Origin of the sequence: Winogradskyella helgolandensis, from assembly GCF_013404085.1 — a bacterium.
GTDB classification, from domain to species: Bacteria; Bacteroidota; Bacteroidia; order Flavobacteriales; family Flavobacteriaceae; genus Winogradskyella; species Winogradskyella helgolandensis.
In genome coordinates this window covers 2638795-2651226 of the sequence record NZ_JABFHO010000001.1, presented here as the reverse complement: position 1 = coordinate 2651226, position 12432 = coordinate 2638795, and the positions used below count along the sequence as shown (strand labels likewise).

14 protein-coding genes and 1 other RNA gene are annotated in these 12432 nt (G+C 32.1%); 8 read left to right on the top strand and 7 right to left on the bottom strand.

Going from position 1 to position 12432, the window contains the following annotated elements; translation table 11 throughout:
- From HM992_RS11045 to HM992_RS11020, 6 genes are all read right to left on the bottom strand, one after another.
- Positions 1-1083: an iron-containing alcohol dehydrogenase family protein gene (locus tag HM992_RS11045; RefSeq protein ID WP_229720483.1), complete on the bottom strand. Its 1083-nt coding sequence runs from the start codon at positions 1081-1083 to the stop codon at positions 1-3.
- Between the two features lie 41 nt (positions 1084-1124).
- Positions 1125-1748 (bottom strand): CatA-like O-acetyltransferase, encoded by a 624-nt coding sequence (locus HM992_RS11040; RefSeq protein ID WP_178985038.1) that lies wholly within the window; start codon positions 1746-1748, stop codon positions 1125-1127.
- Positions 1749-1750: 2 nt separating this feature from the next.
- Complete coding sequence (locus tag HM992_RS11035) at positions 1751-2458, bottom strand: HAD family hydrolase (RefSeq protein ID WP_179319692.1); 708 nt, start codon at positions 2456-2458, stop codon at positions 1751-1753.
- Entirely contained in the window at positions 2449-3177 is a 729-nt protein-coding gene (gene kdsB, locus HM992_RS11030; RefSeq protein ID WP_229720482.1) for a 3-deoxy-manno-octulosonate cytidylyltransferase, read from the bottom strand. The genes HM992_RS11035 and kdsB overlap by 10 nt, the downstream gene beginning before the upstream one ends.
- 62 nt (positions 3178-3239) lie before the next feature.
- Positions 3240-3800: a DUF4126 domain-containing protein gene (locus tag HM992_RS11025; protein WP_179321076.1), complete on the bottom strand. Its 561-nt coding sequence runs from the start codon at positions 3798-3800 to the stop codon at positions 3240-3242.
- Positions 3801-3835: 35 nt separating this feature from the next.
- Complete coding sequence (locus tag HM992_RS11020) at positions 3836-5284, bottom strand: ATP-dependent DNA helicase (RefSeq protein WP_179319691.1); 1449 nt, start codon at positions 5282-5284, stop codon at positions 3836-3838.
- A gap of 154 nt (positions 5285-5438) precedes the next feature.
- Between HM992_RS11020 and HM992_RS11015 the strand changes: the two genes are divergently transcribed.
- From HM992_RS11015 to rsmD, 3 genes are read left to right on the top strand one after another with little or no spacing between them, the layout of a single operon-like run.
- Entirely contained in the window at positions 5439-6164 is a 726-nt protein-coding gene (locus HM992_RS11015) for a hypothetical protein (RefSeq protein WP_178985035.1), read from the top strand.
- A gap of 1 nt (position 6165) precedes the next feature.
- A complete protein-coding gene (locus tag HM992_RS11010) occupies positions 6166-6972 on the top strand; it encodes a DUF3822 family protein (RefSeq protein WP_178985034.1) in 807 nt (268 codons plus the stop codon).
- Positions 6972-7520: a 16S rRNA (guanine(966)-N(2))-methyltransferase RsmD gene (gene rsmD / locus HM992_RS11005; protein ID WP_178985033.1), complete on the top strand. Its 549-nt coding sequence runs from the start codon at positions 6972-6974 to the stop codon at positions 7518-7520. The genes HM992_RS11010 and rsmD overlap by 1 nt, the downstream gene beginning before the upstream one ends.
- A gap of 56 nt (positions 7521-7576) precedes the next feature.
- Here rsmD and rnpB read toward each other — a convergent pair.
- Positions 7577-7911: RNase P RNA component class A (gene rnpB / locus HM992_RS11000), an RNA gene on the bottom strand.
- 101 nt (positions 7912-8012) lie between these two features.
- Between rnpB and dnaX the strand changes: the two genes are divergently transcribed.
- The 5 genes from dnaX (at position 8013) to HM992_RS10975 (ending at position 12384) form a co-directional block, all read left to right on the top strand.
- On the top strand, positions 8013-9740 hold the full coding sequence (dnaX, locus tag HM992_RS10995; RefSeq protein ID WP_179319690.1) for a DNA polymerase III subunit gamma/tau: 1728 nt from the start codon (positions 8013-8015) through the stop codon (positions 9738-9740).
- A gap of 225 nt (positions 9741-9965) precedes the next feature.
- Entirely contained in the window at positions 9966-10550 is a 585-nt protein-coding gene (locus HM992_RS10990; RefSeq protein ID WP_179319689.1) for a hypothetical protein, read from the top strand.
- A 2-nt stretch (positions 10551-10552) separates the two neighbouring features.
- Positions 10553-11134, top strand: a complete 582-nt coding sequence (gene miaE, locus HM992_RS10985) for a tRNA-(ms[2]io[6]A)-hydroxylase (RefSeq protein ID WP_179319688.1) — start codon at positions 10553-10555, stop codon at positions 11132-11134.
- A gap of 34 nt (positions 11135-11168) precedes the next feature.
- Positions 11169-11639, top strand: coding sequence for a hypothetical protein (locus HM992_RS10980; RefSeq protein WP_179319687.1), 471 nt, complete (start codon positions 11169-11171; stop codon positions 11637-11639).
- 40 nt (positions 11640-11679) lie between these two features.
- Complete coding sequence (locus HM992_RS10975) at positions 11680-12384, top strand: T9SS type A sorting domain-containing protein (RefSeq protein ID WP_179319686.1); 705 nt, start codon at positions 11680-11682, stop codon at positions 12382-12384.
- Positions 12385-12432: the final 48 nt, after the last annotated feature.

The window sequence follows — 12432 nt, the reverse complement described above, 5'->3', positions numbered from 1 at the left end:
TTACATTTTTTTGTATAACTCTTGAAGCTTTTGTCTGGTCATAATAGTTTTCCAGTTTTTACCAATGGCATTTTCCCACAGTGGTTCTAAACTCAAGGCTACATCAATCATTGTATCAAACTGATCTTGGTCTAAATCAGCACAAATGCCTTGAGGTAATTGAATGTTGTGTTTCGCTTTCATCTGTTTAAAAATCGCGACACCTTCTGGATAATAGTCTTCTAAATGATCAAAAACGATGCAATTCCCAATACCATGTTTTATACCTAAAAGATATCCTAAACCATAACTCATAGCGTGTGCAACACCAACTTGAGAATAGGCTATACTCATACCACCATGCCAAGAAGCCATCATTAGTTTATCTTGTGAATCTTCTATACTTAAAGTATCTTCTAAAAATATCTCTTTACAGAGCTCATAGGCTTTTTCACCATAGCTTTCACTAAACGCATTTAGATACGTTCCTGTAAGTGACTCTACACAATGTACAAAGCAATCCATACCTGTATAAAACCACTGATTTTTTGGAACATCTTTGGTTAATTCTGGATCTAATAATACTTGATCAAAAGGTGTGTAATCACTATTAATTCCTAGTTTACGAACTGGACCGGTTAAAATAGTAGTACGAGACACTTCTGCGCCTGTACCAGAAATTGTTGGAATACCAACATGATAAATAGCAGGATGTTTAATTAAATCCCAGCCTTGATAATCCTTAGCCTCTCCTTTATTCGTTAACATTAAAGATACCGCTTTTGCAATATCTAAAACGGTACCGCCTCCAATTCCAATAATACCAGATGGTAGCTCACTATATTCTAATATAATATCTTCGACTAGCTGATCTATTTGATCTGTTCTTGGTTCTTCTTTAGTTGGTACATATATAATTTTATCCTTGTAGGATAGTGTAATCCGTGAGGTTAACCAATGATTGCCTTTAAAAACATCATCAACATAAAATATAAATGGTGCGTTTCGCCCTTTACGCTTTGTAGCTAGAATTTCGTCGAGTTGATTAAAACTTCCTCGTCCAAAAACAACTCTGGACACCATTGGATAATTTTTGAATATCATTTACTTTATATCTTTAACAAAAATAACAACTTAGTTTATATTTATTGACTATTTAAATGAAATTGTAACCTTTCATTAAAAAGTCCAACATGATAGCCATCTACCAAAGCATGGTTGACATTAATAGCGATCTGCATTTCTTTTTTTGAACCTAAATTTTCCATTTTACTGAATGCTAATTTAGGAACGGAATCTTTTTCCCCTTTAAAGGGTTCTTTATGACCTGTAAAATTTACCCAAGGTAAAGATGAACAATGAATGCAACCCATAGAATCTATGGGAGGAAACAAATCATCAGAATTAAAAATTCGTTCTTTTTCTTTTAAAAAATTAGTTTGAAATTTCAGAATATCTTCATCATAATTTACAAAGGAAAACCCAAAGGTTTTATTCGGTCTTAAGATGGTTGCTGATGCATGAATAGTATCAAATACAACCACCTCGTTAGATTCGTTTATTCTATATTTAAAATTCTCAATTTCATTAATAGCTTGCATTGTAGCATGCAAATATTTTACAAAAAAAGACACCTCATTAGAACGCGAAAACTCATAAGCTTTAGTAACATCTACTTTAAAGGTAACCCCAAAATAAGGGTCTTCAAAAGTGTTAAAAAACTCAAAATGAGCATGTCTGTTCCAAGTATGTTTATCTAGTATTCTCAAATTTATGAATTAAAAAAATCTAAAATTTCCGTTAAACTGTTAACCGTTTTATAGTCAGAACCGTTTGCTTCTTTTTCAGTAACTTTTTCATGTTGCCAAGTGGTATGAAATGGCACGTGAATAGCTTGAGATCCAATTTTTACTAAAGGTAAAATATCGGATTTCAATGAATTTCCAACCATCAAAAACGATTCTGGTTCAATATCTAATCGCTTTAACAATTGTGTGTAATTAGTTTCGTGCTTTTCACTTAATACTTCTATATGATGAAAGTATTTTAACAATCCCGATTTTTCTAATTTTCGTTCTTGGTCCAACAAGTCTCCTTTTGTTGCAACAATTAATCTGTAATCTTTAGACAACACTTTTAACACCTCTTCTACTCCATCTAACAACTCAATCGGTTTATTAATCATATCCTTACCTATGGTTAATATTTTAGAAATAATAGCATTAGAAACTGTTCCGTTAGATAATTCTACAGCCAATTCAATCATTGATAAAATAAACCCTTTTACACCATAACCGTAGGTTGGAAGATTTACAATTTCCATCCGAAACAGCTCCTGATCTATTTTATTTGGCGTTTCATAATGTGACAATAACTGACCAACTTCTTCTTCCGCATCTCTAAAATAGGTTTCGTTAACCCACAGTGTGTCATCAGCATCGAAGCCTACTACTTTTATGTTGTTGTAATCTACTTCCACAAACGTTTTGCTTTTTCTAAATCTTCTGGTGTGTCAATTTCTACACCTTGTATTTTGGTTTCTACCATTTTAATACGTTTTCCGTATTCTAAATATCTGATACATTCAATTTTTTCCGAAGCTTCAAGAAATTGCATTGGTAAAACCGTAAACTCTAATAAGGCTTCTTTTCTAAAAGCATAAATTCCTTTGTGTTTAAAATAACGCGCACCAACCTTAGCATCTCTAGGAAATGGAATTGGGCTTCGTGAAAAATACAATGCAAAATTCTGCTGATCGACTATAACTTTTACCGTATTTGGATTATTGATTTCTTCTATATCTGTAATTTCAACCATTAAAGATGCTAAATCAATTTCCTTTTCTGTGTCATCTTTAAAAACGTCGATTACCTTTGCTAAACTTTCACCTTCCGTAAATGGTTCATCTCCTTGTACATTGATTACAATATCACAATCTATATGTGCCACAGCTTCTGCGATTCGGTCACTTCCAGATTCGTGTTCTTTTATGCTCATTATGGCTTTTCCACCATTATTAACAATTTCATTAAAAATGATATCACTATCTGTCACTACATAGACTTCACTAAATAATTTAGTGGCCACAGTAGCTTCATAAGTTCTAAGAATTACAGATTTACCTGCTAAATTCTGCATCAATTTCCCTGGAAATCGAGAAGCACTATAACGTGCAGGAATCATGGATATAATTTTCATCTATATGATATGTATAACGAATTCATTCAGTTTCAAAAATAAGGTTTATAAGATGATTTTGGTCAATTTGAACGCAACTTTTTATAGAGTTTATAAATCAAATAAAATATAAATAAGACTAGAATTACAGCCAAAATGGGCAAAAATATTGAGACTATGGACATTACAACAGACGTTCCTGTTTCAAGGGTTGAGACTACCGGATTCCCGAAACCAGCAGTAGATACTGTTGACCCCAAACGTGTTGCACTTGCAGAACTTTTTACGGCTGCCGCAGTACCTCCTCCTGCGATAATTGCTAAGGCCCAAGTAATTACCGGACTCAAATCTGCAACCGTAGACACCATGACGGCAGTACCAGCAATAGTTGCTAAAGGAATTGCAATCGTATCTAAAGCATTATCTACTATAGGGATATAATACGCTACAATTTCGACTAAAGTTGCTATACCTAAAGTAATAACTGCGGCTGTACTACCAATCCATTGCCAAGACTCATTGAGTTCCCATACATTAAAATAGGCAGCTAAACTTAAAGCAAACAATGGCAAAAAGACTCTAAAACCCACGGAAGCCGAGAGTCCGATACCTAAAAAAATACTTAGAATTGTCTCTGTCATAATATCTAGATTATTTAGATTTTTAGATTATTAGATTTTTAGTCTAAAAAATCATTCTTCTCTACAAACATTTCGTCTTTAAATCCAATTAAATAAAGTTTTTCTTTGGCTCTAGTAATTGCAGTATATAACCAACGAATATAATCTCTATCCATGCCATTTGGCAAATACGGTTGCTCTACAAATATGGTGTTCCATTGTCCACCTTGAGACTTATGACATGTAATCGCATAAGAAAACTTTACTTGCAAGGCATTAAAGAATTTATTATTCTTAACCCCTAAAAAGCGTTTGTATTTGGAAGGTTCTTCTTCATAATCTTTAGAGACTTCTTGGTACAATCTGTTGGACTCTTCGTAACTTAAAGAAGCACTTTCTACATCAATCGTATCTAAAAGTAAAACGGTTTCAAAAGGTGTCATATTGGGATAATCTACCATTCGTAATTTTACTTCCGCAAATCTAAAACCGTATAACTCTTTAATGCTGAAAATCTCCAAGACTTCTATAATATCACCATTAGCAATAAAACCAGCTTCGCTAGTAGGTTTCAGCCAAAAATAATTATTCTTTACAACCATTAAATAATCACCAGATGATAATTCAGATTCATTAAACAAAATACGTTGTCTAATTTGTTGATTATAGGCATTAGCACGCTTGTTACTCCTCACTATAATTGCCGTTTCCTCATAACCATCTGCACTATACGCATCATTAATGGCATCCATAATTTCATAGCCATCTATTAAACGTACACTATCTGTAAATCCGTTTAAATCGAATTTAAAACTCTCATAAAAACTAGATTCTAAAACCGCTCTAAGTTCTGTTGCATTGCTTAAAATTCCTGAATCTTGTTCTTGTCGTACCACTTCATCTAATTCAATACCAACAACGTCTTTACTATATGTTAAACTGAGGTTATTTTCATCTAAGGCAGGACTTAAATCTGATTTTACAGGTGGCAATTGCGCTTTATCACCAATTAAAAGCAATTTACATTCATGACCAGAATATACATATTGCATGAGATCGTCCAACAAAGAACTACTATCAAATGATTTTGTATCTGAAGGAGTATCAGAAATCATTGACGCTTCATCTACAATAAAAATAGTATTACGATGCTTATTAGGTTGAATCACGAAATTAACACCGCCTCCTTTATCTTTTTTAGGGAAATAAATCTTTTTATGAATAGTAAAAGCTTCCTTTTTAGAATAATTTGAAATTACTTTAGCAGCTCTACCTGTTGGAGCCAATAAAACAGCACTTTTTTTTGCTTGCCATAAATTAGAAACAATGGTACCAATGATGCTTGTTTTTCCAGTTCCTGCGTATCCTTTTAATAAGTAAATCGAATTCTTATTACTATCAAAAAGGAATTGAGATAACTGCATTAACACCATATCTTGCTTAGAAGTTGGCGTAAATGGAAACTTAGATTTTATTAGCGAATAGAATGCAGAAGCATTAGAAATCATATGAAAAATAAATATACAGCAAGATACTATTATTCTGTATTTTTAAAGAGCATATCTCATTTAGTTGGTTATTTTTATTTTTTTTAATTTAGATAGTTTTAACGTACAAAAAAAAATTGTAGATTTGCGATAGACCTAATAAATAAAAACTAATATGAACATTATTATAGCAATTGTAGTTATTATAATTTTAACCATTGGAATTGTATGGTTAATTGACAAATTTGTACCGAAAAAAATAAAACCTGTAATAAATATCTTACTTTGGGTCTTAATTATCTTCTTAGGTTATATGACGTATATGTCAGTATATAGAGAGATCGAATTTAACCAATTAAAAGAAAAGCGTTTTGCTGTAGTTATTGATCGCCTAATTGATGTTAGAGATGCGCAATTAGCTTATAAAGATGTTAACGGAACTTACACAGATAGTTTTGATAAATTAATCAACTTCGTAGAAACTGGTCAAGTGCCAATTACACAAAGACGTGATACGTTAGTATTAGATGAAGAAAGAACAAAGTTATTTGGTGGTGTTGAAACCATGAAAACATTAACTTTAATTGATACTTTAAGTTTTTACTCTGTTAAAGATTCATTATTTAAAGGTAGTGACCGTTATAAAACAATGATGAATGTAGGTGTTGGTAAAGAAGGGGCTAAATTCAAACTTCAAGCTGGTAAACTCGAAGAGTTTTCTGTATTTGAAGCTAGTGTAGAGAAATCAGTTATTTTATATGACCAAGAGCCTTACTTAATAGAAAAAGAAAACCAAGTAGTATCTGTAGACGGTGTTAATGGACCATCATTAAAAGTAGGATCTATGACCGAAGTATTCACTAAAGGAAACTGGCCAAAAAGCTACGCAAATAAAGAATAGTTTGAAAATAAACGATATTAAAGAACTGTCCATTCAAATTAATTTGAATGGGCTTTCTTTTTGTATACTAAATAGAAGTCAAAATATTATTGAGTTTATTAAAACAATTCCGTTTGAAGTAAAATCAACGCCTACTGACATTCTTAATCACTTAAAAGCGGAACTGAGTAGTAATTCTGTTTTCTCGGAAGATTTTAACGCTGTTTTAGTGATTCATCAAAATGAGTTGGCAACATTAGTGCCCGAGGAACTTTATAATGCTGAGCATAAGGCCGACTATTTAAAATTCAATTCAAAAATACTTCGAAACGATTTTATTACAGAAGATGATATTGCTGTAAATAAAAGCGTGAATGTATATGTTCCTTATGTAAATATTAATAATTACATTTTTGAAACGTTTGGTGAATTTGTTTATAAACACGCCTCAAGTGTTCTTATAAATTCCCATTTACAACATGTAGAAGTTAATGAAGACCCAATTGTTTATATCAATATAAATAAAAGTACTGTTGAAGTTTTAGTGGTAGAAAAAAACAAGCTTCAACTATTCAATGTTTTTGAATATTACAGTAAAGAAGATTTTATCTATTATATTTTATTTGTGTATGAACAATTAAAACTAGATGTAGAATCCACTTCAATTGAATTAAGTGGAAACATAGAAAAGGACGATGATCTTTTCAGCATACTTTATACCTACATAAGACATGTAAATTTTATTGAAAAAGACTATAGTTTTTCATTTTCTACAACAATAGATAGACGTTATTTGCATAAACATTTCCTAATCTTAAATTCTTTTTAATGCGCATTATTTCCGGATTATATAAAGGCAGACGTATCACAGCTCCCAAAAAATTACCTGTTAGACCAACAACAGATATGGCAAAGGAGGCATTATTTAATATCTTAAATAATCAATATTATTTTGATGATATTTCCGTATTGGATTTGTTCTCTGGAACAGGAAATATAAGCTATGAATTTGCATCACGAGGCACAGAACAAATTACGGCTGTAGATGAAAATTTTGGTTGTATCAAATTTATAAATGAAACTGCTGAAGCTTTTGACATGACTATCAGCACTGTTAAAAGTGATGTTTTTAAATTTCTAGAAAAATCGAAGCAAAAGCATTCGATAATATTTGCTGACCCTCCTTATGATTTTGATTTGGAGGCTTTTTCTAAAATTCCTGAATTAGTATTTAAAAATGAACTTTTAGAGGACGAAGGAGTGTTAGTTGTTGAGCATTCAAAACATACGGATTTAAGTCAATTAGAACATTACTCACATTCTAAAGGCTATGGAGGTAATATGTTTAGCTTTTTCGATTATACAACTAAAAGCTAATTCAATTAAAAAAACGATATAAAAACAAAGCTTCATGTAAAAACATGAAGCTTGTTTGTTTAAGCTGATCTATAAGCCGAATTCTGTACATTTTCTTTTTAGGAAATGAATTCCTAACAAAAAAAGCCCTTATCATTTATCTACGCTTACTGTTACCAGTAAACTTTAGCTGCCTACCCTCTAACAATCGCGCGTGTACGCTCAAACGTTAGTATACATGACATTGCACCACATAGAGTTTACCTGGTTTCACTACAGCATTACCTGTACATACTTTCTGTTGCACTTTTCCTCACCTTACGATGGGTGGCTGTTAACCACTATGATTGCACTATGGTGTTCGGACTTTCCTACCCTAAATAAATTTAGAATCGATAAGGCGATCTGCTTGGCGCAAAAGTACATAAATTGTTAATAACTCATGTTAAATTATGAGAGTAACAATCGCCTATTTAAAGGTTATTCTTAAATTTGTAATTCAGTAAATTTTTAATGGAACACTTTGTAGTATCGGCCCGTAAATACAGACCACAAACCTTTAAGGATGTTGTAGGTCAGCAGGCTATTACAAATACTTTACTCAATGCCATTGAAAACAATCACTTAGCTCAAGCTTTATTATTTACAGGTCCAAGAGGAGTTGGTAAAACTACCTGTGCTCGTATTTTGTCTAAAATGATAAATAGTGATGGCAACACAAGTGAGGACGAAGATTTTGCTTTTAATATTTTTGAATTGGATGCCGCTTCTAATAACTCCGTTGATGATATTAGAAGTTTAACAGATCAAGTTCGTATTCCTCCGCAAGTTGGAAAATACAAAGTATATATTATTGATGAGGTACACATGTTATCTCAAGCCGCTTTTAATGCCTTTTTAAAGACTTTAGAAGAGCCACCAAAGCATTGTATTTTCATTTTAGCAACGACTGAAAAGCATAAAATCATACCAACCATATTATCGCGTTGTCAGATTTTTGATTTTAAACGTATAACGGTTTCTGATGCTAAAGAGTACTTAAAATACATAGCCAAAGAACAAGGTATAAATGCTGAAGACGATGCGCTTCATATTATTGCTCAAAAAGCAGATGGTGCCATGCGAGATGCACTATCTATTTTTGATCGTGTGGTTAGTTTTTCGGGTAAAAACCTAACAAGACAAGCTGTTACAGAGAATCTAAACGTTCTAGACTATGAAACGTATTTCACGAGTACAGATTTAATTTTAGAGAATAAGATTCCAGATTTACTAGTTCAGTTTAATACCATTATTTCTAAAGGTTTTGATGGTCATCATTATATCGCAGGATTGGCCTCTCATTTTAGAGATTTAATGGTTTGTAAGAATCCAACAACCATTCCATTATTAGAAGTTGGTGAAGACACCAGTCTAAAATATATGGAACAATCCAAGAAAACAACGCATAGTTTTTTGATGGAAGGCATTCGGCTTGCCAATGACTGTGATCTTAAATATAAAACAAGTAAGAATCAACGCTTACTTGTTGAATTAACACTTATGCAACTTGCCTCTATCACTTTTGATGGAGAAAAAAAAAATCTTAAGCACTTCATAATTCCACCTTCGTATTTTAAAGCAAGAGGTATAACTCCAATTCCTGTTACAAAACCGAAGACTGAAGTAGAAAAACCTAATGAACAACCTACGGTTGCGAAAGAAAAATTAGTGCCGAAAGCAGCGGTTTCTGCCGTAAAGGAACCTGTTAGTATTCCAAAAATATCTATAAATCAACCTAAAAAGTCAACCTCTGGTTTATCCCTAAGAAGTATTAGAGAAAAGAAAGAGCATCAATTACGTCAAATGGATGTAGTAATTGATGAAGACAACTTGCCAAAAGAACCTGTAACCCAAGAGGCGCTAACCGAAGCCTGGAAAGACTACACCAAAACAATGGATCAGAAAGGTGAAAAAATTATGGCTTCTATTTTACAAATGGATATGCCAAAATTAGATGGTACCACCATATATTTAACCTATTCCAATAATACCAATAAGATAGAATTAGAACGTGCTGAGTTTCCTTTAATGGCATTTTTAAAGAAAAAATTACTTAATTACGATCTAAAATTAGATATTACCGTTAACGAAGAGGTTGCAAAAAAATATGCTTTCACACCTTTAGAAAAATACGAAAAGTTAAAAGAAAAAAATCCTAATATTGAAGTGTTGCGGCAGATGTTTGGGTTAGATGTTTAAGCAACAAGCAGTTTGAAAAATCGGAACGCATGAAAAAAAACTTACCTTTAATAGTTATTATTGCAAGCGCTATTTTAATTGTCGTCAATTTTATATCCTCAGAGAAATTTGACCGTGGGTTTTGGATGTCAACACTATCTAGTGTTTTGATTATTATATCCATGGCTTTGACTATTAAAGAACGAAATAAGAATAATTAAATAGGTGGTTTAAAAATTTAAACAGATGAAACATTTATTAGGACTTTTAATAATTATTATACTTGGCTTTACAAGCTGCGAAGGTCGAAAAACACAAAGTCAAGCCCTATCTGAAAGCATTGCCGAATTCAAAAAAACAGTAACTTTTGAAACCAATATTTATATCCCTGAAAACTACTTAGAACATCAAGTAGACACCTTGATGAGCAATGGTTTTAGAGTAAAAATAAAAACCTATTCTGATATGTCTAAGGACGTTCTTTTTTCAAATATAAAAGACACTATTAATTATCAAACCCATTATAGAAATTTCAAATTTGATATTCGTGTTGAAAAAGAAGGCCAACTAATTTTTGAAGAAAGCTTTGATAAACAAAAAGCAAATAAACTATTTGGTTATCGAGATGATTTCGTATCAGACTCTCCTTTTTATAATTTTGATAAATTGGCCATCTTACAATCTATACAAGTAGATGATGAACCTTCACTAAAAAACAAAGTACTTATAGATGTAATGTATGCGATACCAGAAACTAATCGCACTGCGCTACACACGTTATTTGTTAATGATAACGGCACTATAAATATGGTACACGTAACACAAAACTAATTATGTTAGGACTAAAATTACCAACCGATCCAAGATGGGTAAATATCGTAGAAAAGAATATTGAAGATATTTTAACCGATCATGCCTATTGTGAGCAAAAAGCAGCAAGTACGGCTATTTCCTTAATTATAGGTTTCCCAGAATACACGGAGTTGGTACAAGAAATGATAGCTTTAGTAGAGGAAGAAATGAGCCATTTTAAAATGGTACACGATAGGATTTTAGAAAACGGATGGACACTTGGTAGAGATCGTAAAGATGACTATGTACTTGCGCTTATAAATTTTTTTCCAAAAGGTGGCAGTAGAACGACACAATTGGTTCACAGATTACTATATGCAGCATTAATTGAAGCACGAAGTTGTGAGCGGTTTAGATTATTATCTGAAGAATTAGAAGATAAAAAGTTAGCCAAATTTTACCGTAAACTGATGATTAGCGAGGCTGGACATTACACCATGTTTTTAAATTTTGCTAGACAATATGGAGACCGAAAAGACGTGGACGAAAAATGGGAACAACTTCTTGACTATGAAGCTAGTATTATGAAAAACTTAGGAGATAAGGAAACTATTCATGGATAATTTTGTAGCTTTACGAAGCTTATGATTATATCTTATGAAAAAAATCTACTTTATTTTTCTGTTATTATCATCAATTTGCTATTCTCAAGATGACGTTTTATTGGGCGAATGGACCATGAATTCATTCTTTGAATTCGATGTCTTTTATGAGAACCCTTCCAATCCAATTACAGTAGAATTTAATAGTAATAGTATAACGATTCAAAGCTTTTGCGGTGAAACCTATCTCGATTTATATACAACATCTACCGCAGAAAACACTATAGAAATTACTGAAGCAAATTGGGACATCTTTAGTTGTAGTGAAGACAACGTCGGTTGGGAAACAGCGATTAGTCTTCTTTTCAATATTAACGATGGAGAACCAAAAGATTTAACTTACAGTATTACAGATGATGGCACTACCACTTATTTAGAACTTAGTCATATTTTTTTTACGGATGATGATACACCCGTAGGTCTATCCAAGTGTTCATTCCTACGAAATAGCTGGCAGTGGAGATGAACAAACGCTGACACTTAGTAACTCTAATGGAGATTCAATAGTGTACCAGAAAACAGAAACTAATGCTATATTAAATAGAACATGGTATTTACAAACCGTTTCTGATAATGACACTACGTATAGTGCCCAGTCTACTGAATCACCTAGTATTACAATAGGATTAGAAGCAGACCCTTTTTTTGGTAACATTTCATTTAATGGTACAGGAGTCTGTAATACATTTAATGGTGATTATTATATTTATCAAGGTGATGGAGATGAAATTAATATTGAAAGCTTTACTCCAACAACAAATATTTGCGAACCATCTAGTGACTTTGAGAATGCTTATTTTTCAATACTTAGTGATGAATCTGTAAACACCTTTGGTTTTGAAATCATCAATAATGGTGAGAACTTAATCCTTACTAGTATTACCGATGATGAAGGTCGCTCTGCTAATGACAATAGCAAGTTTTTAAGTTTTAGCAAGGAAGCACTTTCAGTAAACGATTTTGATTATAATGCCAATTCAATTCGCATTGTAAAGAATCCTGTTGAAGACCAATTATTGTTAAACTTTGATGATAATTTATCATTTCAAAATTTAAAATATACCATATTCAATTTAGAAGGAAAACTGATTTTTACATCAGAACTCACTACAACAAACATAGAGGTACACCACTTATTATCTGGCCTTTATTTTATAAATTTTAGTGACAGCAACAACACATTAACCACCTTAAAATTTGTAAAAAAATAAAGCCTCAACATCTGTTAAGGCTTATATAATATTTGAAGTAATTTCGTT